The organism is Streptomyces siamensis, assembly GCF_039543605.1.
Classification (GTDB): domain Bacteria; phylum Actinomycetota; class Actinomycetes; order Streptomycetales; family Streptomycetaceae; genus Streptomyces; species Streptomyces siamensis.
Map to the genome: position 1 here is coordinate 149697 of NZ_BAABKB010000005.1, position 24739 is coordinate 174435.

20 protein-coding genes are annotated in these 24739 nt (G+C 72.7%); 10 read left to right on the plus strand and 10 right to left on the minus strand.

Annotation, left to right across the window (positions count from 1 at the left end; all coding sequences use genetic code 11):
* Nucleotides 1-97 precede the first annotated feature (97 nt).
* A complete protein-coding gene (locus ABEB03_RS12460; RefSeq protein ID WP_345646399.1) occupies nt 98-1651 on the plus strand; it encodes a class I adenylate-forming enzyme family protein in 1554 nt (517 codons plus the stop codon).
* Here ABEB03_RS12460 and ABEB03_RS12465 read toward each other — a convergent pair.
* Both ABEB03_RS12465 and ABEB03_RS12470 read right to left on the minus strand, forming a co-directional pair.
* Nucleotides 1635-2147, minus strand: coding sequence for an EF-hand domain-containing protein (locus ABEB03_RS12465; RefSeq protein WP_345646402.1), 513 nt, complete (start codon nt 2145-2147; stop codon nt 1635-1637). The two genes, ABEB03_RS12460 and ABEB03_RS12465, sit on opposite strands and share 17 nt — an antisense overlap.
* A 178-nt stretch (nt 2148-2325) precedes the next feature.
* The gene (locus ABEB03_RS12470) at nt 2326-2706 is read right to left on the minus strand and encodes an STAS domain-containing protein (protein ID WP_345646405.1); all 381 of its coding nucleotides are present in this window, start codon (nt 2704-2706) and stop codon (nt 2326-2328) included.
* A 388-nt stretch (nt 2707-3094) separates the two neighbouring features.
* Here ABEB03_RS12470 and ABEB03_RS12475 point away from each other — a divergent pair, with 388 nt between their 5' ends.
* Both ABEB03_RS12475 and ABEB03_RS12480 read left to right on the plus strand, forming a co-directional pair.
* Entirely contained in the window at nt 3095-3676 is a 582-nt protein-coding gene (locus tag ABEB03_RS12475) for a sigma-70 family RNA polymerase sigma factor (protein ID WP_345646408.1), read from the plus strand.
* Entirely contained in the window at nt 3673-5247 is a 1575-nt protein-coding gene (locus ABEB03_RS12480; RefSeq protein ID WP_345646411.1) for a zf-HC2 domain-containing protein, read from the plus strand. The genes ABEB03_RS12475 and ABEB03_RS12480 overlap by 4 nt, the downstream gene beginning before the upstream one ends.
* Before the next feature lie 78 nt (nt 5248-5325).
* On the opposite strand, the gene purU is transcribed toward ABEB03_RS12480, so the two are convergent.
* Entirely contained in the window at nt 5326-6210 is an 885-nt protein-coding gene (purU, locus tag ABEB03_RS12485; RefSeq protein WP_028802804.1) for a formyltetrahydrofolate deformylase, read from the minus strand.
* A gap of 78 nt (nt 6211-6288) precedes the next feature.
* Nucleotides 6289-6789 (minus strand): SCO4402 family protein, encoded by a 501-nt coding sequence (locus ABEB03_RS12490; protein ID WP_095935045.1) that lies wholly within the window; start codon nt 6787-6789, stop codon nt 6289-6291.
* A gap of 117 nt (nt 6790-6906) precedes the next feature.
* On the opposite strand from ABEB03_RS12490, the gene ABEB03_RS12495 reads away from it, so the two are divergent.
* A complete protein-coding gene (locus ABEB03_RS12495; RefSeq protein ID WP_345646420.1) occupies nt 6907-8205 on the plus strand; it encodes an ABC transporter substrate-binding protein in 1299 nt (432 codons plus the stop codon).
* Nucleotides 8206-8238: 33 nt separating this feature from the next.
* Here the strand turns inward: ABEB03_RS12495 and ABEB03_RS12500 are convergent, their stop codons facing one another.
* Both ABEB03_RS12500 and ABEB03_RS12505 read right to left on the minus strand, forming a co-directional pair.
* Complete coding sequence (locus ABEB03_RS12500) at nt 8239-10047, minus strand: hypothetical protein (RefSeq protein ID WP_345646423.1); 1809 nt, start codon at nt 10045-10047, stop codon at nt 8239-8241.
* A gap of 231 nt (nt 10048-10278) precedes the next feature.
* Nucleotides 10279-11664 carry a transcriptional regulator gene (locus ABEB03_RS12505; RefSeq protein ID WP_345646426.1) on the minus strand — a complete coding sequence of 462 codons (1386 nt, stop codon included), beginning with the start codon at nt 11662-11664 and terminating at the stop codon, nt 10279-10281.
* 437 nt (nt 11665-12101) lie between these two features.
* Between ABEB03_RS12505 and ABEB03_RS12510 the strand changes: the two genes are divergently transcribed.
* The 3 genes from ABEB03_RS12510 to ABEB03_RS12520 all read left to right on the plus strand — a co-directional run bounded on the left by ABEB03_RS12510 (nt 12102) and on the right by ABEB03_RS12520 (nt 15275).
* Nucleotides 12102-12743, plus strand: coding sequence for a bifunctional DNA primase/polymerase (locus tag ABEB03_RS12510; RefSeq protein WP_345646429.1), 642 nt, complete (start codon nt 12102-12104; stop codon nt 12741-12743).
* Between the two features lie 130 nt (nt 12744-12873).
* The gene (locus tag ABEB03_RS12515; protein WP_345646432.1) at nt 12874-13665 is read left to right on the plus strand and encodes an ABC transporter ATP-binding protein; all 792 of its coding nucleotides are present in this window, start codon (nt 12874-12876) and stop codon (nt 13663-13665) included.
* The gene (locus ABEB03_RS12520) at nt 13662-15275 is read left to right on the plus strand and encodes a transporter (protein ID WP_345646435.1); all 1614 of its coding nucleotides are present in this window, start codon (nt 13662-13664) and stop codon (nt 15273-15275) included. Before ABEB03_RS12515 ends, ABEB03_RS12520 begins: the two co-directional genes overlap by 4 nt.
* Before the next feature lie 244 nt (nt 15276-15519).
* Here the strand turns inward: ABEB03_RS12520 and ABEB03_RS12525 are convergent, their stop codons facing one another.
* Both ABEB03_RS12525 and ABEB03_RS12530 read right to left on the minus strand, forming a co-directional pair.
* A complete protein-coding gene (locus tag ABEB03_RS12525) occupies nt 15520-16389 on the minus strand; it encodes an alpha/beta fold hydrolase (protein ID WP_345646439.1) in 870 nt (289 codons plus the stop codon).
* Nucleotides 16390-17135: 746 nt separating this feature from the next.
* Complete coding sequence (locus tag ABEB03_RS12530; protein WP_028802813.1) at nt 17136-17828, minus strand: metal-dependent transcriptional regulator; 693 nt, start codon at nt 17826-17828, stop codon at nt 17136-17138.
* Between the two features lie 332 nt (nt 17829-18160).
* Here ABEB03_RS12530 and ABEB03_RS12535 point away from each other — a divergent pair, with 332 nt between their 5' ends.
* The gene (locus tag ABEB03_RS12535; protein ID WP_345646444.1) at nt 18161-18916 is read left to right on the plus strand and encodes an SIS domain-containing protein; all 756 of its coding nucleotides are present in this window, start codon (nt 18161-18163) and stop codon (nt 18914-18916) included.
* Nucleotides 18917-19182: 266 nt separating this feature from the next.
* Here ABEB03_RS12535 and ABEB03_RS12540 read toward each other — a convergent pair whose 3' ends face one another.
* The gene (locus tag ABEB03_RS12540; RefSeq protein ID WP_345646446.1) at nt 19183-20565 is read right to left on the minus strand and encodes a PAS domain-containing protein; all 1383 of its coding nucleotides are present in this window, start codon (nt 20563-20565) and stop codon (nt 19183-19185) included.
* An 813-nt stretch (nt 20566-21378) separates the two neighbouring features.
* Here ABEB03_RS12540 and ABEB03_RS12545 point away from each other — a divergent pair.
* The gene (locus ABEB03_RS12545) at nt 21379-22434 is read left to right on the plus strand and encodes an isopenicillin N synthase family dioxygenase (protein ID WP_345646449.1); all 1056 of its coding nucleotides are present in this window, start codon (nt 21379-21381) and stop codon (nt 22432-22434) included.
* A gap of 31 nt (nt 22435-22465) precedes the next feature.
* Here ABEB03_RS12545 and ABEB03_RS12550 read toward each other — a convergent pair whose 3' ends face one another.
* Nucleotides 22466-23566 (minus strand): citrate synthase 2, encoded by a 1101-nt coding sequence (locus tag ABEB03_RS12550; RefSeq protein ID WP_345646453.1) that lies wholly within the window; start codon nt 23564-23566, stop codon nt 22466-22468.
* Nucleotides 23567-24068: 502 nt separating this feature from the next.
* On the opposite strand from ABEB03_RS12550, the gene pdxH reads away from it, so the two are divergent.
* A complete protein-coding gene (pdxH, locus tag ABEB03_RS12555) occupies nt 24069-24707 on the plus strand; it encodes a pyridoxamine 5'-phosphate oxidase (protein ID WP_345647003.1) in 639 nt (212 codons plus the stop codon).
* The last annotated feature ends 32 nt before the right edge of the window (nt 24708-24739 follow it).

The window sequence follows — 24739 nt, forward strand, 5'->3', positions numbered from 1 at the left end:
TATGGACCGACAAGGCGGCGAGCCCTACGCTCTGCCACGATCTGACTGACCGTCAGCTGAAGTCGGGCCGGCGAGACCCGGCCGAAGGAGGGCCGACGTGAACGACACCGCACACGCCCTGGGTTCCGCGGGCACGCTCTGGGAACTGGTGGACCGCCGCGCCGCCCTCACCCCCGACCGGCCCGTCCTCCTCCAGGACGACCGTTCGCTGAGCTTCGGAGCGCTGCGCGACCGCGCCGAGCGGGTGGCGGCGGGCCTGTACGACATGGGCGTACGCCCCGGCACCGTGGTGGCCTGGCAGCTGCCCACCCGCATCGAGACGGCGCTGCTGTCCTTCGCGCTGGCCCGCCTCGGCGCCGTGCAGTCCCCGGTCATCCCCTTCTACCGCGACCGCGAGGTGGGCTTCGCCCTGCGCGAGTCCAGGGCGGAGTTCTTCGCGGTGCCGGGCCAGTGGCGGGGCTTCGACCACACCGCGATGGCACGGCGGCTCGGCGCCAAGGGCGTCTTCGAGGCGTACGACGCACTGCCGGACGGCGATCCGGCGGTGCTCCCGCCGCCGCCCGCCGACGGCACATCGGTGCGCTGGATCTACTGGACCTCCGGCACGACCTCCGACCCCAAGGGCGTCCTGCACACGGACCGTTCGCTGATCGCGGGCGGCTCGTGCCTCGCGCACGCGCTGCGTCTGACGGCCGACGACGTGGGCTCGATGGCGTTCCCCTACGCGCACATCGCCGGGCCCGACTACACGGTGATGCTGCTGCTGTACGGCTTCCCGGCCGTGATGTTCGAGCACTTCGCGCTGCCCGCCGCCCTGGAGGACTACCGCCGGCACGGGGTGACGGTGGCCGGCGGCTCCACGGCGTTCTACTCGATGTTCCTCGCCGAGCAGCGCAAGCAGCCCGGGGTGCCCGTCGTCCCCACCCTGCGGCTCCTCGCGGGCGGCGGCGCGCCCAAACCGCCCGAGGTCTACCACTCCGTCGTACGGGAGATGGGGGTGCAGCTCACCCACGGATACGGGATGACCGAGGTCCCGATGATCACGATGGGCGCGCCGGACGACACCGCCGAGAACCTGGCGACCACGGAGGGCAGGCCCCCGGAGGGCATGGAGATACGGATCGTGGACGGCGAGGTGCGGCTGCGCGGCGAGGCCGTCTGCCAGGGGTACCTGGACGGCGCGCAGACCGCCGCCGCGTTCGACGCGGACGGGTTCCTGGTCACCGGGGACGTCGGGCATCTGACGGAGAGCGGACATCTCGTCCTCACCGGGCGGCTGAAGGACATCATCATCCGCAAGGGCGAGAACATCTCCGCCAAGGAGATCGAGGACCTGCTGCACCGGCACCCCGGCGTCGCCGACGCCGCGGTGATCGGGCTGCCGGACGCCGAACGCGGCGAACGCGTCTGCGCGGTGGTCGAACAGCCGCCGGGCGCGGACGTGCTGACCCTGGACGCGGTGACCGCCCACCTGCGCGGGGAAGGGCTGTCCGTGCACAAGCTGCCGGAGCAGCTGGAGGTGGTGGACGCCCTTCCGCGCAACGACACGCTGCGCAAGGTGCTCAAGTACAAGCTCAGGGAGCGCTATTCGGCACCGTCCGTGCCGGGCGGGGGCCCGGCGGCACGGGACGGTGCTACTCCGGCACCGTGAAGTAGCCGGCGAACGCGGTCACGATCTCCGCCTCGCCGATCCGGCCGTCGGAGTCCGTGTCGAGCGCGGCCGCGGCCACGACGGCGACCTCGTCGCGCACGCCGAGCGCCTTGAGGACGCGCTCGGCCTCCTCGACCGTGGCCGCGCCGTCCCCGTCGGAGTCCGCGACGGCGAGGGCCGCGTGCAGGAAGGGACGGGCGATCTCCGCGAACCGCTCGGGATTGTCGCGCAGCCGCTTGACCGCGCCGCTGACGAACTCCTCGCGGGTGATGCGCTGGTCGCCGTCCCGGTCCGCTATCCCCGCCATGCCCTGCCAGAACGCCTCGGCGCCGCCGTACAGGGCCTGGCCCTTGTCCGACCGGGCCGTCGTACCGAATTCGGCGAGGACCGCCTTGGTCGCGGCGCTGAAGTCCTCACGGTCGATGTAGCCGTTGCCGTCCTGGTCGAAGCCGGCGAACCGGTCGGCAATCCTGCGTTCGTACTCGGTACTGACCATGGTGTGTTCGGACCGCCTTACATCTCAGCCGGTCTCCTGTCTGACCGGGCTGGGGTTCATCTGGGACGGAGCGTACGACGCCGGACCCGCCGCGGGCACGGGAAAACGACGGTTGTACCAAGACCGCGGGAATTCTGGGACAACTGTGTGGCACCGGAGGGCCGCGGGGTGGAACACGTCACGCCGACAGGGGGCTGGACTCCTCGTCGACGGCGGAGGTCACGTCCGGGTACACGTCGAAGAGCCGGCGCACGCCGAGGGCGCCGAGGACCCGGTTGACGTGGGAGCCGTCGAGCGCGCCGCGCGCGGGCAGGATCAGTCTCAACCGGCCCCGGCAGGAGCGGATGAGCCGACGGGTGGCGATGAGGACGCCGACACCGCTGGAGTCGCAGAAGAAGACCTCGGAGAGGTCGACGACGAGACTTCGCCGGCCCTCGGCCACCGCGTCGTGCACCCGCTGGCGCAGGACCGGTGACGTGAGGAGATCCAGCTCGCCCGACACCCGGAGCACGGCCCACTCGCCCTGTACGCCGTCGGTCACCTTGAGCGTCACCGCCACGCCTCTCGCTCGCCTCGCCCAACAGAAACGGAAGCAGTCGCTTCGCTTCCTTCCAGCGCGGCTGCCCAGCCGTCGTTCCATGAAACACCGGTCCGCACAGGAAGAAACGTCGGTCCACGGTCGAAAATGTCAGCCGAGCGCGCTTTTTCGGACGACTGCGGTCTACTTCGGTCGCGTTTTGATCGGATTCGATGGGGAAGATGATGGGCTTCTACCATCTGGGGCCTGTCCAGGGGCGCGTATTGACGCAAAGGGGCGTGCGCCGTCAGACGTGCCGACTACATTCGAGACAGCCGTGCACACAGGCTGGACAGGAGCAGGACGCACACAGGCACACGCACGGGCGACAGGGACGGGCGCCGGCACGACCAGGGGTGAGGGGGGCCGCATGGCGAAGAGGGACACACCGCCCCGCTGGGACCGCAAGATGCAGCAGCGGCTCGCACGCGGGGAGGCCGCGGCGCTCGGTGAGCTCTACGACCGGTTCGCCTCGCTCGTGCACGGTCTGGCCCACCGCGTGCTCGGAGACGAGCGCGCGGCCGACGCGATCACCCGCGAGGTGTTCACCCACGTCTGGGAGAACCCCGAGGCGTACGACCCCAAACAGGGCCCGCTGCGCTCCTGGGTGGCCACGCTCACCCACCGCCTCGCCGTACAGCGCCTGCGGGTGAACGAGACCGCCGCCCTCGCCCGGGGCGGCCACGGCACCACTGAGGAGCTGGAGCGGAAGGTGCGCAGCGCGTCCGTCGCGGCCCGCGCGGACTACATCGTGACGTCCATGCCGGCCCCGCTGCGGGCCGCGCTGGAGCTCGCGTACTTCCAGCGCCGGGACTACCGCCAGGCGGCCGCCGACCTGGGCGTCACCGAGGACGAGGCCCGCCGCAGGCTCCGTCTCGGGCTCCAGCTCCTGTCCACCGCCCACGACGCCGGCCCCACCGGCGCCCCGCCCGAGTACGGGGGTGCGCGGTGAACGGACGACCCGACCGGTTCGAGGCCTTCGACGAGCACGAAGCCCACGGGCCCGACGCATCCGGGCACGACGGACGCGACGAACGCGACGAGCACGGACTCGGCGCGCTCGAAGCACACGCCGCGCACGACGGAGGCGTCGGAGGCGACGACCGGGAAGAGGCCCCCGGCACCAGCCCCTGGGAGGACGCGCCCGACGAGCGGTCGGACGCCGGGCACGGCACGGACGACGGCGCGGCACCGCACGACGGGCCCGGCTCCCCCGCGGGCGGCGGCTCCGCCGGTCCGGGCGGCCCCGGTTCCCCGGAGCACGGCGGCGCCGCCGGACAGCCCGGCGGGCCCCCGCGCATACCGCTGCCCCGCTCCTCCGTCGAGGACACCGGACTCCCGCTGCCCGCCCCGGCCCCCGCCACCGCCCCGGCGCCGCTCGTCCTCGACCACCGGGTGCTGAAGTCCCTGCTCGGCGCATGGGCGCTGGCCGCCTGCTCGGCGGAGGAGACGGTGGCCGTCGAGGAGCATCTCGGGGACTGCGGCTCCTGCGCCGACGAGGCGCTGCGGCTGCGCGAGGCGGTCGGGCTGCTGCACCCGCCCGAGAGCCTCGACCTCGATCCGACGCTGCGCACCCGTGTCCTGGAGAGCTGCCTCGACCGGCGCCCGCCGCGCATCCCGGTGCCCGACTGGGCGGCTCCGTACGACGCCGAGACCGCCCGGCTCGACGCACTGCTCCAGGACATCGGGGGCGCCGAGTGGCATGCGCCGGTGCGGCTGCGCTGGTTCGCCGCCGACCGGCCGGTGAGCCGCCGTACGACGGTCGCCGGGGTCATCGCGCACCTGCTGAGCGTCGACGGGCTCGTCGCGACGGCGCTCGGTCTGGAGGACCCGCTCGGTCCGGCCGTCCCCGAGTCCGCGGACCCCGCCACCCCGGAGGGCCGCACCGAGGCGTACTGGCGTGCCTCGCACTTCCCGCCCACCCGGGCCGTGCGCCTGCCCTGGCGGGAGCAGAGCCACCATCTCGTCCGTACGGTGTCGTTCGCCGTCGAGGGGACCTCGGCGGGCGAGGCCGGAACCGGCTCGGGCGGGCTCACCGTGGCGTACGGCGGCTTCGGGCTGCCGCTGAGCGACGCGATGCTGGACCGGGCCTTCGAGTGCTGGGTGCACGCGGGCGACATCGCGGAGGCCGTCGACTACCCGTACGAGCCGCCCGCGCCCCGGCATCTGCACAAGATGATCGACCTGGCCGCGCGGATGCTGCCCGCGACGCTCGCCGGGCGGCGGCGGGCGGGGCTCTCCGAGGCCCCGGCCCGTCATCTGGTCGCCGCGGGGGCGCCGGGGCGCAGCCTGCGCCTGGAGATCGAGGGGTCCGGGGGCGGTGAGTGGATGATCCCGCTCGACTCGCCGGGCGCGGTCGGTTCCGCGGAGCGGGAGGTGGCCCATGTCGCGCTGGACGGCGTGGAGTTCTGCCGCCTCGCCGCGGGACATGTCTCCCCGCAGGAGGCCGCCGCCGGTCAGGACGGCGACCGCGAGGCGATCAGGGACGTGCTCTTCGCCGCGGCGTCACTGAGCCGGATGTAGTCGCCGGGCCGGGTGCAGGGGGTGGTACCCCCGAGCCGGATGCAGGAGGGAGACCCTTTGCGGTGGCTCGGACCGCCCCTAGGCGAAGACCACCGTCCGGCGCCCGTTCAGCAGGATCCTGCGCTCCGCGTGCCACTTGACGGCCCGCGCCAGCGCCTGGCACTCGACGTCACGGCCGATGGCGACCAACTGGTCGGGCGTCACGTCGTGGCCGACGCGCTCGACCTCCTGCTCGATGATCGGGCCCTCGTCGAGGTCGGCGGTGACGTAGTGCGCGGTCGCGCCGATCAGCTTGACGCCCCGGGCGTGGGCCTGGTGGTAGGGCTTCGCGCCCTTGAAGCTCGGCAGGAAGGAGTGGTGGATGTTGATGATCCGCCCGCTGAGCTGCTTGCACAGATCGTCGGAGAGGACCTGCATGTAACGGGCCAGGACGACGAGTTCGACGTTCTCGCCGCGGACCAGTTCGAGGAGCTGGGCCTCCGCCTCCGCCTTCGTGTCCTTGGTCACCGGGATGTGGTGGAAGGGGACGTCGTACGACGCCACGAGCTCGGCGAAGTCGGTGTGGTTGGAGACCACGGCGGCGATGTCGACGGGCAGTGCGCCGATCCGTGCGCGGAACAGCAGGTCGTTCAGGCAGTGGCCGAACTTGCTGACCATGAGGACGACCCGCATCCGGTCCTCGGCCCGGTGGATCTGCCAGTCCATGTGGAAGGAGTCACCGATCGCCGCGAAACTCGCCCGCAGTTTGTCCACGGTCACCGGCGCCTCGGCCGAGAAGTGGACCCGCATGAAGAACAGTCCCGTGTCGTGGTCGCCGAACTGCTGGCTGTCCTCGATGTTGCAGCCGGTCATGAACAGATAGCTCGACACGGCGTGCACGATCCCCTGCTTGTCCGGGCAGGAGAGGATCAGGACGTACTGCTCGGCGGCGGGTGCGGCCCCGCGGACGGACTGCTCATTCATGCAGCACAGGGTCCCATATCAGACCCCCGGAGCGGGCAGCCGTCCCGCCACCCGGACGCCGTCGGGGCGTGGCGGCCGCTAGGCCGAGCGCGTCAGGATCCGCAGCACTTCGAGCGTGCGCGGCGGGGCGTCGGGGTCCTCGCCGTCGCTCGCCGCCAGCCGCACGTGCGCGTCGCGCGCGGCGCGGACGGCCTCCGGCCACGCGTGGTGATCGAGGTACGCGGAGACCGGCGCGTCGGGCCCGACCTGGTGCATGATCCGCAGCACGCGCAGCACCGCGGTGTCGACGAGGGCCGCCTCCTGGGAGTCCCGGAATATCGTGCCGACGTACTTCTCGGCGGACCAGTTGTCCAGCCAGGTGTCCTCGACCAGGCGGTACACGGCGTCGGTGACGTCCCCGTACCCGTCGATGCCCGCGAGCCAGACGTCACGCTGGAAGGCGGGGTCGGAGAGCATGTGCAGCGCGGAGCGCACATTGCTGCGCCAGCGCCACCACGGCATGTCGTTGAGTGGCATGCCGCCCATGGTGGATGAGCGACGGCCGCGACGGGAAGAGTTCTCCGAACCTTGCACGGTCATCGATCGTACGTTCCCCGTGAAATCCGGATCACCGGCCCCCGCAATTCACCTCTGTGTCACCTTCCATTGACCACGGGTCACTCGAAGGTTAGTGATGTGACGGAATCGTGCGTGTCCATGACCGGCAGTCGGCGTACGCGCATCAGCTCCTCCGTCCTCCCCCGGCCCCTGAGGGCCACGCTGCTGTCCGCGGGCGCGCTGGCCGCGTGTGCGTCGATCGCCGTCGGATGCGGGGTCATCCCTGGTGCCACGGGGGGCTCCGGGGACGACTCCGTCACCGTCATGACCTGGGCGCCCGAGAAGACCTCGGCGACCAACAAACCCGGCATGCCGGCCATGGCGAAGGCCTACGCCCGCTGGGTCAACGCGCACGGCGGGATCAACGGCCACCCGCTCAAGGTCCTCACCTGCAACGACCACAACGACGCCGTGTTCGCCGCGCAGTGCGCGCAGCGCGCGGCGAAGGAGAACGTCGTCGCGGTCGTCGGCTCCTACAGCCAGCACAGCCGGGACTTCCTCGCTCCGCTGGAGAGCGCGGGCATCCCTTACATCGGCGGCTACGGCGTCACCGACGACGAGTTCACCAGCCCGCTGTCCTACCCCGTCAACGGTGGCGAGCCCGCGCTGCTGGCCGGGCTCGGCGAACAGCTCGGCAAGAACTGCGGTCCGGTCGCGCTGATCCGTCCCGACACCATCGCCGGCGACCAGCTCCCGGTGCTGCTCGACTCGGGCCTGAAGTCGCGGGCCCACTCGGCCGCGGCGGACCAGCGGGCCGCCGAGGACGCGACGGAGTACGCACGGCAGACGCAGCAGGCGCTCACCCACGCCACCTCCGACCCGGCCGAGCGGGGCTGTGTGGTGCCCGCGCTCGGCGACCGCACGGACACCTTCATGGACTCCTTCCGGCGCGACCGCCAGAACTATCCGAAGGTGAGCACGGGCACGGTGCTCGGCAGCGTCGACCAGTCGCTGATCGACGCCACGGGCGGCAGGTCCAGCCCGTACGAGGGCTCCTTCGTCACCGGCTGGTACCCGACCTCGAACGACTCCCGCTGGGACCAGATGCGCTCCGTGATCAAGGAGCAGGCTTTCGGCGACAACCGGATCGACCCCGCGGACGCCGGAGTGCAGACCACCTGGATCGCGTACACCGTGCTGAAGGCGGTCCTCGAGTCGCTCGGCGACGAGAAGGTGACCTCACTGGCCATCCGGCGCGCCCTCGACAACGGACTGAAGGTGACCACCGGCGGGCTCACCCCGACGCTCAGCTGGCGCTTCGAGGACCTGATCGCGGCCGTCGACTTCCCGCGCCTGGTCAACGCCGACGTCACCTTCCAGGTCGTGCGCCAGGGGCTGCTGACCGCGCAGCGGCGCGGGTTCGTGAACGTGTCCAGGACGCTGGAGAACGCGGACTGAGATCACCCGCGCCCTCCCGCGATCAGGGACGGCTCACAACTGGATCCGCGTCCGCTGCGTCAGTCCGTACTTGGACGCGATGGAGTTCCACAGCCGGGCGGCCTTCTCCTTCTCCGAGGAGGCCGTGCCGCTGGCCCGGGTGGCCGCCTGGGTCTGCCCGGTCTCGCGGGCATGGCCCTTGCGGCAGCCCTTCTTGCCGCCGACCTGGTCGGCCCAGGCCGCGTAGTGGTTGTCGGCCGACTGCGAGGCCTTCCAGGCGTTGGTGAGCGCGGTGGACAGCGCGGCGTGGTTCGGAAGCTTGTCCGTGGACAGCGCGCCGAGCCGGGTGACCAGCTCGCCCCGCTGCTTGGCCGCGTCGCGCAGGTCACTGGCCGCCTGGTCCAGGTTGTTGCACGCCCGCACGTTCGCCACGGCCTTGATCACCGAGTCACGGCTGTTGCTGCTGTCCGCGAGGAGCTTGTCCAGCTCGACGGCCTGCGCCTTGACCGGGTCCGCGGCCGGCGACGCCGATTCCTGCGTGGCCGGAGCCGTCGCCGACACGGTCTTGCTGCCGTCGTCCTTGGAGTCCCCGCCGCCGCTGAGCAGCGCACCGGCGCCGACACCGAGCACGACGATGCCGATGCCGATGGCCGCGATCACCGGGATGCGCGAGCCGCTGCGCCCACCGCGGCCGCCGCCCTGCTCGAAGTCGGGGGTGCCGCCGCGCCGTGCGGCGGCCCGGCCGCCCGGGGCGGGGGACGCGTACGGGGCCTGCGCACCGTGCGGGGCCTGCTGGGCCGAGGGGTCGAAGCGCGGCATCTGCTGCGTCGACGCCGGCCCCTCCGGCTCGCTGCGGAAGAGGTTGTCGAACTCCGCCGGGGGCTGCCGGTCCTCCGGACCGCCCGGACGTATGCCGTACGGCTCAGACCCGGACTGTGCGGGAACGGGGGCGATGAACTGGGTGGCCTCGGCGTCCGGGTGTCCGCCGGTGGGCAGCGTCCCCGCCCCGGGTCCGCCCTGCGGCGCCCGGCCGAGGAACTGCGTGGCGTCGCCGGCCAGCATCTCGGGCGGCAGTGCCCCCGGGGCGACCGGCGGGATGAACTGGGTGGCGCCCTCGTCGGGCGTGGCGGGGACGGGCGGGATGAACTGGGTCGCTCCCTCGTCACCGGCCGGGGCGGGCGGTATGTGAGGTATGTACTGCGTGGCACCGTCCACGGCAGCCTGCGGCAGCGGCGCGGAGGCCGGAGCCCCGGGGTTGCCGTAGCCGTCCGTGGCCTGTGGGAGAGCCGCGCCGGGGTTGCCGTACCCGCCCGTTTCCTGCGGGAGAGCCGCGCCGGGGTTGCCGTACCCGCCCGTTTCCTGCGGGAGAGCGACGCCGGGGTGCTGCACCGGGGGCGGGTAACCGTACCCGTTGCCCGCGTGCGCGCCCGGCGCCTGCGGAGCGGCGCCGCCCGGCACACCGAACGGGGCCTGCGCGCCCTCGGGCGGCAGCGGGCCCGCAGCGGCCGGCGGCTGCGGCGCGAATCCCTGCGGCTGCTGAGCCGCGTGCGCGCCGGAGGCGGCCCAGCCCTGGGAGGAGTCGGAGGTCCCCCAGTCGGAGGCGGGCGCGGCCGGTGCCGGCGGCTCGGCGGCTCCCCATGCCTGGGCCTCGTTCTGGGGCGCTCCCCAGCCCTCGGCGCTGCCGGGCGCGGGCGCGGCCGACTGGTCCGGGCCCCACGGCCGGCCCCAGGCCTGGCCGCCCGCCGGGGTCGCGGCGTCGCCCGCCGTACCGGGCAGCAGGGGCGCGCCACCGTCGGAGGGCAGCACGATGCCTTCGCGCGCGGGCCGCGCCGAGGGCTCCTCGCCCTGTCCGCTCTGCGTCACCGGGACTCCTACGAATGGGGGACCTTCGGAATCGTCGGCTCACGCTACCGGGTCCCCACAACCCGGTGCCACGCAGCACGGGACGTGACGCCCGCCCCCTGTGACCCGGGTAACGAATCCGTCCCGCGCGGCGCTGTATATGGCTCCCTTCTTCACCGCCGCGTCCGTTTCCCCGCCGTTCACGCCCGGGCGGACCGTGCGTTCATGTCGCCCGCGTGCCCGCCCCCGGGCTCAGGCCGCCGCCTGGAGGTCCATCCGCGCGCCGAACTCCCGGACCACCGGCTCGTCCCGGTACGGCTCCAGCCGCTGCTGGAGATCGTCCAGATACTCCGCGCCCCGGTTGGAACGCAGCGTGCCCAGCAACTCCACGGCGCGCATCCCGGTGTGGCAGGCCTGCTCCACCTCGCGCTGCTGCACCTGTGCCGTGGCGAGCAGCACATAGCCGATCGCCCTGCGCCGGGCCCGCGACTCGGGGTGCCCGGCGAGAGACTCCTCCGCGCATCGCGCCGCCGCCTCCGCCTGCCCCAGGTCGCGGTGGCAGTGCGCCAGCTCGTCGGCGAGATACGCCTCGTCGAAGTGCGCGATCCACGTCGGATCGTCCCCGGAGGCCGCGTCCGCACCCTCCAGTGCGGTCACCGCGCGTCCGGACGCCAGCTGGGCTGCGCGCGCGTCGCCCATCAGCGCGTGCCCGCGCGCCTCCGCGGCGTGGAACATCGCCTCGGCGCGGGGCGTCACCCGCCCCCGCGCGCCCTCCTGCGCGGCGCGCGCCAGCTGCGCGATCTCACGCGGGTTGCCGAGCTGCGCGGCCAGATGACTCATGGACGCGGCGAGCACATAGCCGCCGTACCCGCGGTCGCCTGCCGCCTGGGCGAGTCGCAGGGCCTGGATGTAGTAGCGCTGGGCGAGCCCCGGCTGGCCGGTGTCGACGGCCATGTACCCGGCGAGTTCCGTCAGCCGTGAGACCGCGGCGAACAGGTCGCGCCCGACCGCCTCCCGGTAGGAGCCGGCGAGCAGTCCCGACACCACGCTGTTCAGGTAGTGCACGACCACCGGGCGCACATGCCCGCTGCCGTACTGGTGGTCCAGGTCGACGAGCGCCTGGGTCATCGCGCGGACCGCCGCCACGTCCGAGAGCCCCACCCGCGGGCCCGCCGAACGCGCCACCTGGGCGTCCGGCGCGGAGATCAGCCAGTCCCGGCTCGGTTCGACGAGTGCGGAGGCGGCGACCGAGGAGCCGGACAGGAAGTCCCGTCGTCCCACGTCGCTGCGCCACAGCTCGCAGACCTGCTCGATGGCGCCCAGTACGGTCGGCGAGAACTGGAGGCCCACGCCGGACGCGAGGTTCTTGCCGTTGGCCATGCCGATCTCGTCGATCGTGACCGTACGGCCCAGCTTGCGTCCGAGCGCTTCCGCGATGATCGCCGGGGCCCGCCCGCGCGGCTGCTGTCCGCGCAGCCAGCGCGCCACGGACGTCTTGTCGTAGCGCAGATCGAGACCGTGTTCCGCGCCGCACATGTTGACCCGGCGCGCGAGCCCGGCGTTGGAACAGCCCGCTTCCTGGATGAGCGCCTGGAGCCGTTCGTTCGGCTGCCTGGCGATGAGAGGCCTTGCGGCCATGGCTACCCCCTGCTCTCCGGCGGTTCGCCTCCGGGGCGCGCCGACCGGTGCCGAGCGGGCGATCGCGCTCGGGCCCCGCGGGCCCTTGCGCGTCGCCCCTCGCACCGGCACGCCCCTTCGACTCACCCGCCCGTGGCTGCGGTGCCTGCCCGCGCACCGACTTGACGTGTCTTCAGTGGCCGACCGCACCGAAAGAAGTCGGCCAGGAAGATCAATGCCCCGCAGACATGCCGAAGATGCGAGACATGTGAGGTTTGCCGGGGTAAAGGCGGTTGCCGACCCCACCGCTGCCTACCCACTCCCCGCGGCCGTTTCTCCCGCGCGCCCCCACACGTGCATCCATGCGCCCCAGACGCGGAATCGATGCTCCTCCCCCGCGCGTGTGTCCCCCGTAACCCGAGGTGGACACGGGAGTTGAGTTCCACGTGGAAAAGACCATGGCAGGCACCGAGTCCGCACATATCCCCCAGCAGCGTGGCGAATCGCTGCAGGAAACCGCCGTGCGCTATGCCGATGAACGCCACTGGGACGTCGTCCCGGGCACCTGGCTGGAAGCCGCCGACGGGGTGCAGCACTGCTCCTGCGGCGAACCCGCGTGCGCCTCACCCGGCGCGCACCCGGCGCGCGAGGACTGGGCGACTCAGGCGACGGGCAGTGCGACCGTCGCGCGCCGGCTGTGGTCGAAGCAGCCGACGGCGTCGATCCTGCTGCCCACGGGGCGGACGTTCGACGCGATCGACGTCCCGGAGACGGCCGGTTTCCTCGCCCTGGCCCGCATGGAGCGCATGGAGCTGACCCTCGGTCCGGTCACCTGCACCCCGGACCGCCGCATGCACTTCTTCGTGCTCCCGGGTGCCGCCGCGAAGGTCCCCGACCTGGTGCGGAAGCTGGGCTGGCCGCCCGCCTCCCTCGATCTGCTGGCGCTCGGCGAGGGCGCGTACGTGGCCGCCCCGCCCACCCGCTTCGGTTCCCGCGGCGCCGTGCAGTGGGCCCGCCGCCCCACGCCCGCCAACCGGTGGCTGCCGGACGCGGAGGAGCTCATCTCGCCACTGGCGTACGCGTGCGGACGGGACCGGTAGCGCCGCCGACCGCCTCACCCGTCACCGCCGTTCGGTGTCGGCGGGCGCACGGCCGTCCGCGGTCGCCGTGCGCCCGCCCGCCGGTCTCCGGACTTCCGGGGACGGCACCGCACCCACGTAGGGTTCTCGCATGACCGAGGGAGCAGGGGCCGGTGTGCCCGCCGTACGCGTACAGGGGCTCTGGAAGCGGTTCGGGGAACAGATCGCCGTCGCGGGGATCGATCTGGAACTGCCCGCGGGCCGGTTCATCGGGCTCGTCGGCCCGAACGGGGCCGGCAAGACCACCACGCTGTCGATGGTGACCGGGCTGCTCAGGCCCGACCAGGGCACCGTCGAGGTCGTCGGCCACGACGTGTGGCGCGACCCGGTGGAGGTGAAGGCGCGCATCGGCGTGCTGCCCGAGGGACTGCGGCTGTTCGAACGGCTCTCGGGGCGCGAACTCCTCGCCTACACGGGTCGGCTGCGCGGTCTGCCCGGCGCCGAGGTCGACAAGCGCGCCACCCAGCTCCTCGACGTGCTCGACCTCGCGGGCTCCCAGCACAAACTCGTCGTCGACTACTCGACCGGCATGCGCAAGAAGATCGGCCTGGCCTGCGCCCTCCTGCACAACCCGGAGGTCCTCTTCCTCGACGAGCCGTTCGAGGGCGTCGATCCCGTCTCCGCGCAGACGATCCGCGGTGTCCTGGAGCGCTACACCGGCTCCGGCGCCACGGTCGTGTTCTCCTCCCATGTGATGGAGCTGGTGGAGTCGCTGTGCGACTGGGTCGCCGTGATGGCCGCGGGGCGCATCCGCGCGCACGGCCCGCTCACCGAGGTCCGCGGCGGCGCGCCCTCCCTCCAGGAAGCCTTCCTCGAACTGGTCGGCGCGCAGGGCCGCACCGCCGGGGCCGATCTGGACTGGCTGGGCGGCGGGGCACGATGAGCGCCGCCACCGGAGTCTCGGCCGCGTCGATCACCCCCGTCGTCGTACGGCTGAAGCTGTCGCTGCTGCGCAACGGGCTGCGCCAGTCGGCCGGCCGGCGGGCCGCGTACATCTCCTCCGTCGTCCTCGTCCTGCTCTTCGCCGCCCTCCAGCTGATCGGCCTGATCGCGCTGCGCGGCAACACGCACGCCCCCGCCGTCGCCCTGCTGCTGGTGGCGCTGCTCGCACTCGGCTGGGCCGTGATGCCGCTGTTCTTCCCCAGCGGCGACGAGACCCTCGACCCGACGCGCCTGGTGATGCTGCCGCTGCGTCCGCGGCCGCTGGTACGGGCGTTGCTGGCGGCCTCCCTGGTCGGCGTCGGGCCGCTCTTCACGCTCTGTCTGCTGCTCGGCTCGGTGATCTCCGTCGCGCACGGCGCGGCGGCGTACGTCACCGCCGTCGTCGCCGTGGCCGTCGCCCTCCTCGTCTCCGTGGCCCTCGCACGGGCCGTCGCCGCCGCCAACATCCGGCTGCTGTCCAGCCGCAAGGGCCGTGATCTGGCGGTGCTCAGCGGTCTGGTGATCGCGGTCGGCGCGCAGTTGGTCAACTTCGGTGCGCAGCGGCTCGGTTCGGCGGGCGGCCTGTCGCAGCTCGACCCCGTGGCGGACGTACTGCGCTGGGTGCCGCCCGCCTCCGCGATCGGTGCGGTGGACTCGGTGAGCGACGGGTCGTACGCGACCGGCACGGTCCAACTGCTGTTGGCCGTGGCCGCCCTGGCGGGGTTGCTGGCACTGTGGTCCCGTCATCTGACCCGTCTGATGACCTCGCCGGACGGTTCGACCCTTCAGGCGGCCGAGCCGGCCGCGCGGGAGAAGGGGGCGTCGGGAGCGGCCCGGCTGCTGCCGCCCGGGCGCACCGGGACCGTCATGGAGCGCAGCCTGCGTTATGTGTGGCGCGATCCGAAGACCAAGGCGGCATGGGTGACGTCGCTGGCCATCGGGCTGATCGTGCCGGTGTTCAACGCTCTCCAGGGCACCGGTTCGATCTACTTCGCGTGCTTCGCCGCGGGGATGCTCGGCATCCAGATGTACAACCAGTTCGGGCAGGACACGTCCGCGTTCTGGATCGTCGCGATGACGATCTCGTCCACCCGGGACGCGTACGTCGAGCTGCGCGGACGTGCGCTGGCGCTGCTGGTGATCACCCTGCCGTACGCGACGCTCGTGACCGTCCTGACGACGGCGATGCTCGGCGACTGGCCGAAGCTGCCGGAGGTGCTCGGTCTGTCCTTCGCGCTGCTCGGCGCGATGCTGGCGACCGGCGCGTGGTCCTCGGCGCGCTTCCCGTACTCGATCCCGCAGGAGGGCTACAAGAACGTGGCCCCGGGGCAGGCGGGCCTCGCCTGGATCTCCGTCGTCGGCGGCATGGTCTCGGCGGCGCTTCTCGCGGCCCCCGTCATCGCGCTGACCATCTGGCTGAACGTGACGTCGGGCGGCGACGACTGGAGCTGGCTGGTGCTGCCGCTGGGCGCCGGGTACGGGGCCCTGATCACGGAGCTGGGGCTGCGGATGGCGGCACCGCGGACGGCGGGGCGACTGCCCGAGATACTGGCGGCGGTCAGCAAGGGCTGAGCCACGGGCCGGGACCGGTCCCGTGCGGGCCGAAGCGGTGCCCCGAGGGGCGCCGGGCGCGGACGCTCCGCCGCCGAGCACGGACGGCGGCCGACGCCAGGTCCGGGGCGCGGCCCCGTCATGGAGCCCAGACGCGGGCCGGGATGCGGGCCGGGGCGAGGTCGTGGGTGCGGGACCGCCCTGGTACGGGCGCCGCCCGGGTGCGGGCGCCGCCCGGGTGCGGGCGCCGAGGTCGGCGCGGGACCTAGCCGGTGAGGACGCCGTCGAGGAACGGCTCGATGGCCGCGCGCCAGGACTCCGGCTGGTCGTAGTGCACGAGGTGCCCGGCGTCGGCCACCTCCGCGTACTGGCCACGCGGCAGGACGCGGACCATCTCCTGGGACTCGGCCCGGCCCAGTTCGCCGTCGAGGCCCCGGACGACCAGGGCGGGGCACCGGACCTGCGCGAGCTCCTCCCAGTGGGCGTCGTACACCCAGGTCTGGCGGGACTTGAGCATCTGCTCCGGTTCGAAGACCGGGCGCCAGCCGTCCGGGGACTCGTGCATCACTTCGGCGTAGAACTCGCCGCGGGACGGGTTGGGGCGCTCCACCCAGGGGTCGTCCTCACCGAACCACTTCCGCACGTCGGCGAGGGTGGCGAAGGGCACGGGCCAGGCCTTGAACCAGTCCTCCCACTCGCGCTGGGACGCGGCCCCGAGCGCGGAGGCCCGCATGTCGCAGATGATCACTCCGCGGACGAGGTCGGGGCGCTTGGCGGCGAGCTGCCAGGCGGTCAGCGCGCCCATGGCATGGCCGATCAGGACGGCGGGGGCGAGACCGAGCTGTTCGAGAGCGGCCTCGGCGTCCTCCACATAGGCCTCGCGGGTGTACTCGGCCTCCGGCGGCTTGTCGCTCTGGCCGTGGCCGCGCTGGTCGAGCGCGACGGCACGGTGCCGCTCGGAGAGCCAGCGGGCGGTGGACGCCCAGTGCGAGGCACGGCCCATGAGGCCGTGCAGTAACAGCACGCCGGGCGACTCCTCCGAAGCCCTGGGCGGGTCGGTCTTCGGCGGGTCGGCGAACTCCCAGGCGGCGAGGCGTACGCCGCCCGTCCCCCTCACGTCGATGCGCCGCACCATCGGGCACCCCCCTAGCTCGCTCGGACCGGCTCGCTCCCGCTCGAACCGGCCGGTCCACTCGTACCGCTTCCTGCCGCTGCTCCTGCTGATGTGCTGCTCTACATGTACCCCTGACGCACCGCCACGTTATCGAATGGGGTTTCGAAAATGGGCCTCCTGGCTGCAACACCCCTCATTCGAGTGACCATGTCCCAGGATTGACCGCCGCCGCCGAGGGGAGATCTTCAGCGGGAGGCGGACCGCTCGGGGAAACCGGTCCGAGGGGATTGACCCTGAGAGCTCGGGGCTCCGGGTCAGCACAGGGGAGGACAGGCCCCGGCGCCATGCGGCGCCGGGGCCCTCTCCACGACTACGGCACATCCTTGCGCCCCCTCCCCGACCGCGCACCATCGCTCTCGGACACGGTCAAGAGCCCTCAGGTCATATGCCTCACGCGACAGCCTCGCACGCATACGGTCCCACCGCTGCGATTCCGCACACTGAATCTTGGTTTCGGCGGGATCGCGGAGACACCACAACTGCCCCTGGCGCCGCGGGAGTTGACATGTCCCAAGCAGATCGGCCGGAATGCGCGGTACACGGGACGGCGTGCGCCCGGGAACCGGCGCGGGACCGGCCGATGCCGTCCCCGCGCCGGCCCCCGGGAGCTGCCCCTCGCGGGTACCGGTCACGCCGACGCCTCCGGTGGGCGGCGCGGTCGGCCCGTCACGGGCACGGGCCCCGCAGCGCCGCCCGGGACACGGGCGCTAGCGCTTGGCGACGAACACGTGGGAGGCGACGTCCGCCTCCAGCTCGGCGGCCTCACCGCCGCTGCCCACGAGGACCCCGCCCGCCGACTCGGTCACGCTCACCACGGAGCCGGGCTGCACGCCCGCGCGCCGCAGCGTGTACATCAGCTGCGCGTCCGTCTGGATCGGCTCGCCGATCCGGCGGACCACCACGGTCTTGCCGTCCATGCCCGGGTCGAGCTCGGACAGGGACACCATGCCCTCGTCCAGGAACGGGTCGGCGCCGTCCTTCTCGCCGAGCTCCTCCAGGCCGGGGATCGGATTGCCGTACGGCGACTCGGTCGGGTGGCGCAGCAGCTCCAGGACGCGCCGCTCGACGGCCTCGCTCATCACGTGTTCCCAGCGACACGCCTCGGCGTGCACCTGCTCCCACTCCAGACCGATCACGTCGACGAGCAGGCACTCCGCGAGACGGTGCTTGCGCATCACCCGGGTGGCCAGCCGCCGCCCTTCCTCGGTGAGTTCCAGATGGCGGTCGCTGGCGACCGCCACCAGGCCGTCGCGCTCCATGCGCGCCACCGTCTGGCTGACCGTGGGGCCGCTCTGGTCGAGCCGCTCCGCGATCCGGGCGCGCATGGGGACCACGCCTTCCTCCTCGAGTTCGAGGATGGTGCGGAGATACATCTCCGTGGTGTCGATCAGTCCGGACATTCGTGCCCCTCGATTAGCTCTGCCGGAGACTCGACGGCCCACCGGCGTGTGCGCTGGCCCTGAACTCAATTCTGACGCATACCACTGACAACCGTGCCCGGCCGTCGAAACCGGGCGGTCACGCCTGCCCGCCGCGGCGGTGCGGGCACGGATCGGGCCGGAGCGACGGACCCGCCCGGACGGGCGGGCGTTGTTGACAGCACAGTGGTCCAGACCGCAACGTGATCCGCGACACGACAGGAGTACGGCCGCACCGGAACTCCGGTTCAGCCGCCCTTCGGCCGTGCGCGTCGACCCCGACGATACGACGAGACGTGGAAAGGGCTTCGCCGATGAGCGACAGCAAGTTGGCCGGGCAGTTCTTCGACGCCGCGATCGGCCTGCTCCAGCGGGTACGGGACGAGGACGCCGCGGACATCGAGGCGGCCGGCACCCTGATCGCCGACACCGTCGCGGACGGCGGGCGGCTGTTCGCCTTCGGCGCCGGGCACTCCTCGCTCGCCGCGCAGGACGTCGTGTACCGCGCGGGCGGCCTCGCCCTGATGAACCTGCTGACCGTGCCGGGGGTCGTGGGCGTCGACGTCATGCCCGCCACGCTCGGCTCCGCCCTGGAGCGGGTCGACGGGCTGGCGAGCGCGGTCCTCGACTGCAGCCCGCTGCGCTCCGGCGACCTGCTCGTGATCATCTCGCTCTCCGGCCGCAACGCGCTCCCGGTGGAGATGGCCATGAACGCCCGCGCGCTGGGGGTGAAGGTCATCGGCGTCACCTCGGTCGCCTACGCCACCGAGACGACGTCGCGGCACGCCTCGGGCACCTATCTGCTGGACCACTGCGACGTCGTCCTCGACTCGAAGATCGCGGTCGGTGACGCGGAACTCACCCTCGACGCGATCGAGGCGCCCTTCGCCCCCGCGTCCACCGTGGTGACCACGGCCCTGCTCCAGGCCGTCATGGCGACGGCGGCGGGCACGCTCGCCGGCCGCGGCATCGAGCCGCCCCTGCTGCGCTCGGGCAACGTGGACGGCGGCCACGACTGGAACGGCCGGGTGATGACGGAGTACGGGGACCGGATCTTCTACCGGCGCTGACCCGGCCCGCCGGAGCCCGGGACGGCCTGCCACCGGCACCGCCGTGGCCCGGCGGCCTCCCCGGGCAGGCCCGGCAGCCCTGAGAGCCTCCCGGCAGTCCCGGGGCCGGCCCTGCGGGCACGCACGGGGAGCAGAGGCGGGCCCGCCCGGCAGCTGAGGCGCCGGACGCCTCGTCCCGGCGGGCACGCGCGCGACGGGACCGGGCCCGCCGGGCAGTTCAGGCGCCAGGTGCCTCGTCCCGGCGGGCACGCGCGGGCGGCGGGGCCCTACTCGCTCCCCAGCAGTCCCTCCAGGTCCAGCGCCATCGCGATCCGTACGGCCACGTCCTCCGCGTACGTGGCGTCCGCGCGCTCGAACTGGCTGCGTCCCGCGCCCCGCAGGAACGTCACGACGCCCAGGGTCCGTCCCCGGCTGCGCAGCACCACGCACAGCGCGTGCACCGAGTCCGGCGGCCACTGGCGGGCCACGGCCCACTCGCGTGCCTGCTCGGTCCCGGCGGCACCCACGCTGGCCCGCACGGACCCGGCACGGTCCACGCACTGGAGAGCGGGATGCCCGTCCCCGTAGCGCACGGGCAGTCCCGCCTTGCCGGTCGGCATGCTCGGGCCGGGCGCCCCCGAGGGCGTGGCGGCGGCCCTGACGAGCCGGACGGGTCCTTCCCCGTCGCGCAGCGAGCCGCCCGCCACCCGGTCGATCAGCGCGTGGTCGGCGAAGCCGGCGAGCGCGAAGTCGAGGTGGACGGTGGCGGCCTCCGCCGGGTCCTCGCACTCGGCGGCGGCCCGTGCCGCCCGGTGCAGCTGGATGGCGCGGAAGCGCAGCTGAGCCGCCTCCTGCTCGGCCTGCTTGGCATCCGTCACGTCCTGGAAGAGCCATCCCACGCCGAGCGGTACGGGCTCCTCGGCGAGCGGTGAGGCGAGACGCAGGAACCCGCTGCGCCAGCAGCGCCGCTTCTCTCCCTCCGGGGTCCGCAGGCTCACCCACATCTCGGCGGGCGCCGGCGGGGCGCCCTCGGCGAGCACATGGGTGAGCGCGCCCTCCAGGTCCTCGACGCCCTGGGAGAGCAGTTCTCCGAGGGGGCGGCCGAGCAGGGACGTACGTCCGGTCCCGAGGGCTCGCGCGGCGTGGGCGTTGACGACGGCGGGCCGCAGGTCGGCGTCGACGAGGACGACGCCCCAGCTGGCGTCCTCGAACAGCGCCTCGCTGAGGGCGATGGACCGTTCGAGGTCGATCTGGGCGTGCACCTCGCTGAAGGCGCAGTACACGCCGGCGGGTTTGCCGTCCGGTCCGCGCACGGCGGCGGACTGGGTGCGCACCAGCACCCGGCCGCCCTCCTTGGTCAGCAGGGCGAACTCGTGGACCTGCCGTCCGGGTGCCTGCATGGCGGACAGCAGCCGCGCCTCGACCTCCTCGGCGTCCGCGGTGCGCACGGCCCATCCGGCGAACCCGTGCCGGCCGACGGCTTCGGCGGCGGTCCAGCCCAGGATGCGCTCGGCCTCGCGGTTCCAGTGGGTGACGACGCCGTCGGCGTCGAAGGCACACAGCGCCGCGTCCATCCCGTCCAACAGCGCGGCAAGCAGATCCGAACCGTCCCGCTCGGGCTCGTCGGGCCCCAGCTCGTCGGTGGTCCCACTACGCCGGGAAGCACTCACCTGGACCCCCTGCAGGCTGTGTGTCCGCACGTACGGCGCGACAGTTCACTCACTGGCAATCATTCAACTCGAACGTGACCCAGCCCACATCGCCTTCCCCAAAGATTGGACGAAATCGTTGTACGCCGGATTTCCGTCCCGCCCGCCCCAGAAACCCATGACTTTCCCGGCCACCGCGCCAGGGCCTGCGGGAACACCCCGCACGGGCGCCGCGGATACTTTCCAAAAAAACGGTTGAAGCGTGCGGGATCGGTTCCTAGTGTGTGGTGCACACGAGAAGGGAGGTGGTTCGGCAGATGTATGGAAACCGGACGCGTGAGGTGGCTGCGGGCTAGCGGCCCGTCACCACATCCAGTGCGGTGCCGGACCAGCACGTGAATCGAGCGTGCAGCCGGCCCCAATCCCAAGCAGTCACCCGACCTGTGGGCTCGCCGGTACGTCCGGCCGGCTCCTCCGCCGCGAGGCGGAGGGACCCGAGCCCACAGGTCGTCTGCGTTTCACGGGGCGTTCCGCGCCCCGGCACCCGCGTCCGCCGGGTCGCCGGAGCCGCACTCCGCAGCCGCCCGCGGGCGATTGCACGGGGTGTGAGGCGGGACACACCCGTATCCGAAGGCCCGCAGTACTCTTGGGCCATGCTTCCGATGCTCGTTCGACGCCGCCACGTGGACTTCGTGCGCGTCACGAGCATGGGCTGTCGGCGCTCTGCCTGACCCAGCCCCTCTTCGCACGGCCTCCTCTTCCATTTGGCACCCGTGGCCCCCGCCCCACCCCCGGCGGCCGCCCGGGCACCCGTACACCCTGCGGACGCACCTCATGACGACGTACACGTCTTCCCCGAACCACCGCCTGCCCGGGCCGCAGCACGGCTCCCGGCAGCTCCCGATCATCGATCTGTCCGCGGCCGACCGCGGACCCCAGGCCCGTGCCCTGCTGCACGCGCAGCTGCACAGCGCAGCACACGACGTGGGCTTCTTCCAGCTCGTCGGGCACGGGGTGAGCGAGGAGGAGACCGGCGCGCTGCTGCGGGCGATGCACCGGTTCTTCGCCCTCCCCGAGGCCGACCGGCTCGCCCTCGACAACGTGAACTCGCCGCACTTCCGCGGCTACACCCGCACCGGCGACGAGCGCACGGGCGGCAGCCGGGACTGGCGCGACCAGCTGGACATAGGGGCTGAGCGGGCCCCGCACGTGCCGGGCCCCGGCGAGCCCGCCTACTGGTGGCTTCAGGGCCCGAACCAGTGGCCCGCCGCGCTGCCCGAGCTGCGCACCGCGGCGCTCGCCTGGATCGACCGGCTCAGCTCGGTCGCCGAGCGGCTGCTGCACGAGCTGCTGACCGCGATCGGGGCTCCGGCCTGCTTCTACGACCCGGTCTTCGGGGAGCGGGCGCATCCGCACCTGAAGCTCGTGCGCTACCCCGGGAGCGCCGGGGACGGTGCCGATCAGGGGGTCGGCGCGCACAAGGACTACGGCTTCCTGACGCTGCTGCTCCAGGACCAGGTCGGCGGGCTCCAGGTGCAGCGGGAGGACGGGCTGTTCCACGACGTGCCGCCGCTGCCGGGTGCCTTCGTCGTCAACCTCGGCGAGCTGCTGGAGGTGGCCACGAACGGGTACCTGCTGGCCACCAACCACCGGGTGGTGAGTCCCGCCGGGGCCACCGAGCGGTTCTCGGTGCCGTTCTTCTACAACCCCCGGCTGGACGCCCGGGTCGAGCCGCTGCACTTCCCGTACGCGTCCGCCGCCCCCGGTGTGACGACGGACCCGGACAACCCGCTCTTCGCGGAGTACGGCTTCAACGAGCTGAAGGGGAAGCTGCGCGCCCACCCGCTGGTCGCCGCCCGTCATCACGCGGAGCTGCTCAGCCCCGCGTGACGACCGGCGTGCGAGTGGGGCCCGGAGCCCCTCAGTGCGCGATGTCCTCGTACCCGACGATCTCCTGCGGGCCGCGCGCGGCGGGGCCCACGTAGCGCGCGGAGGGGCGTACCAGGCGGCCCGTGCGCTTCTGCTCCAGGATGTGCGCCGACCAGCCGGCGGTACGGGCGCACGTGAACATCGAGGTGAACATGTGCGCCGGGACCTCGGCGAAGTCGAGCATGATGGCCGCCCAGAACTCGACGTTCGTCGCCAGGACACGGTCCGGTCGGCGGGCGTGGAGCTCGGCGAGGGCGGCCTTCTCCAGAGCCTCGGCGATCTCGAAGCGCGGGGCACCGAGGTCGCGGGCGGTACGCCGGAGCACCCGCGCACGGGGGTCCTCGGCGCGGTACACCCGGTGGCCGAAGCCCATCAGGCGCTCGCCCTTGTCGAGGGCCCGCTTGACGTAGGCCTCGGCGTCCCCGGTGCGTTCGATCTCCTCGATCATGCCGAGGACGCGGGAGGGCGCGCCGCCGTGCAGCGGTCCGGACATCGCGCCGACCGCTCCGGAGAGCGCCGCCGCCACGTCCGCGCCGGTGGACGCGATGACGCGGGCCGTGAAGGTGGAGGCGTTCATGCCGTGCTCCGCCGCCGACGTCCAGTAGGCGTCCACGGCCGCGACGTGCTTGGGGTCGGGCTCGCCGCGCCAGCGGATCATGAACCGCTCGACCACGGAGTGCGCCTTGTCGATCTCGCTCTGCGGGACCATGGGCAGTCCCTGGCCGCGGGCGGACTGGGCGACGTACGACAGCGCCATGACGGCGGCGCGGGCGAGGTCGTCGCGGGCCTGCTCCTCGTCGATGTCGAGGAGGGGTTTGAGGCCCCAGACGGGGGCGAGCATCGCGAGCGCGGACTGCACGTCGACGCGGATGTCGCCGGAGTGGACGGGGATGGGGAACGGCTCGGCGGGCGGCAGGCCGGGGTTGAAGGCGCCGTCGACGAGGAGACCCCACACGTTCCCGAACGAGACGTGGCCGACCAGGTCCTCGATGTCGACGCCCCGGTACCGGAGTGCGCCGCCCTCCTTGTCCGGTTCGGCGATCTCCGTTTCGAACGCGACGACTCCTTCGAGTCCGGGTACGAAGTCGGACATCAGGCGGCTCCTCGTGACGTGTGCGACAGATGGCGTTGTGGGGGTGTACGGCACGTACGGGGTGTACGTGGGTTCGCGCGACCATGTGTCAGGCGTGGACGACAGGGCGACGGTCGATGGTCGTTCGACCGGCCGGTCCGGTTCCACGGTCGGCGGCGAAGACTCCGGGCAATTCCCGAAAGATCTCGGAAGTCGTCCGAACAGCCCTCTGCGACTCGCGGTCCGAAGCGGTCTCACCCCGGTGATGCCCCGTGCGGCTGGCGGTCATCCAACCGGAACGGCAGCAGCACGATATCCCCGGGTGCCACCTTTGGGGAGAGCGTGCGGCACTCAGTGCCACGCAGTGATGAACCACACTCCTCTCCGGGGAGGGCCGCGTATACGGCAAGATGACCGCGTGAACGATCGTTTCCCGGACGACTCCGCCGCCGAACCCCTCGTCCAGCGTGCCGCCGAAGCCGCAGATGCCGCCGAGGAGGAGCTGGCCGTCGATCCCGCCGCGATGCGCGCGCACTACCGCGCCGAGGGCCTTTTGGAGGACGGTCTCGCGGCGCACCCCATGGATCAGTTCGGCCACTGGTTCCGGCAGGCCGCGCAGGCGGCGGTGCACGGCTTCGTGCACGAACCGAACGCCATGGTCGTCTCCACGGCGGACGCCGACGGCCGGCCGAGCTCCCGCACCGTGCTGCTCAAGCAGTACGACGAGCAGGGCTTCGTCTTCTACACCAACTACGACTCGCGCAAGGCCCGCGAGCTGGCCGAGAACCCGTACGTCTCGCTGCTCTTCCCGTGGCACCCCATGGCGCGGCAGGTGATCGTCACCGGTACGGCGCGGCGCACCGCCCGGGACGAGACCGCGGCGTACTTCCGCACCCGCCCGCACGGCTCGCAGCTCGGCGCCTGGGCCAGCGAGCAGTCCTCGGTCATCGCCTCGCGGGACGAACTGGAGTCCTCCTACGCGCAGTTGAGCGCCCGGTACCCGGAGGGCGAACAGGTCCCGGTGCCGCCGAACTGGGGCGGTTTCCGCGTCGCCCCGCAGGCCGTCGAGTTCTGGCAGGGCCGTGAGAACCGGCTCCACGACCGGCTCCGCTACGTGGCCGAACCGGACGGCAGCTGGCGGGTGGAGCGCCTGAGCCCCTGAAGGGCGGGCCGGGGCCCGGCGCTCCGGCCCAC

Bases quoted from the DNA above. Each gene is read 5' to 3' on its own strand.
- ABEB03_RS12465 (WP_345646402.1), bottom strand. From the start codon at position 2,147: ATGGTCAGTACCGAGTACGAACGCAGGATTGCCGACCGGTTCGCCGGC.
- ABEB03_RS12475 (WP_345646408.1), top strand. From the start codon at position 3,095: ATGGCGAAGAGGGACACACCGCCCCGCTGGGACCGCAAGATGCAGCAG.
- purU (WP_028802804.1), bottom strand. From the start codon at position 6,210: ATGAATGAGCAGTCCGTCCGCGGGGCCGCACCCGCCGCCGAGCAGTAC.
- ABEB03_RS12490 (WP_095935045.1), bottom strand. From the start codon at position 6,789: ATGACCGTGCAAGGTTCGGAGAACTCTTCCCGTCGCGGCCGTCGCTCA.
- ABEB03_RS12495 (WP_345646420.1), top strand. From the start codon at position 6,907: ATGACCGGCAGTCGGCGTACGCGCATCAGCTCCTCCGTCCTCCCCCGG.
- ABEB03_RS12505 (WP_345646426.1), bottom strand. From the start codon at position 11,664: ATGGCCGCAAGGCCTCTCATCGCCAGGCAGCCGAACGAACGGCTCCAG.
- ABEB03_RS12510 (WP_345646429.1), top strand. From the start codon at position 12,102: ATGGCAGGCACCGAGTCCGCACATATCCCCCAGCAGCGTGGCGAATCG.
- ABEB03_RS12515 (WP_345646432.1), top strand. From the start codon at position 12,874: ATGACCGAGGGAGCAGGGGCCGGTGTGCCCGCCGTACGCGTACAGGGG.
- ABEB03_RS12520 (WP_345646435.1), top strand. From the start codon at position 13,662: ATGAGCGCCGCCACCGGAGTCTCGGCCGCGTCGATCACCCCCGTCGTC.
- ABEB03_RS12525 (WP_345646439.1), bottom strand. From the start codon at position 16,389: ATGGTGCGGCGCATCGACGTGAGGGGGACGGGCGGCGTACGCCTCGCC.
- ABEB03_RS12530 (WP_028802813.1), bottom strand. From the start codon at position 17,828: ATGTCCGGACTGATCGACACCACGGAGATGTATCTCCGCACCATCCTC.
- ABEB03_RS12535 (WP_345646444.1), top strand. From the start codon at position 18,161: ATGAGCGACAGCAAGTTGGCCGGGCAGTTCTTCGACGCCGCGATCGGC.
- ABEB03_RS12545 (WP_345646449.1), top strand. From the start codon at position 21,379: ATGACGACGTACACGTCTTCCCCGAACCACCGCCTGCCCGGGCCGCAG.
- ABEB03_RS12550 (WP_345646453.1), bottom strand. From the start codon at position 23,566: ATGTCCGACTTCGTACCCGGACTCGAAGGAGTCGTCGCGTTCGAAACG.
- pdxH (WP_345647003.1), top strand. From the start codon at position 24,069: ATGCGCGCGCACTACCGCGCCGAGGGCCTTTTGGAGGACGGTCTCGCG.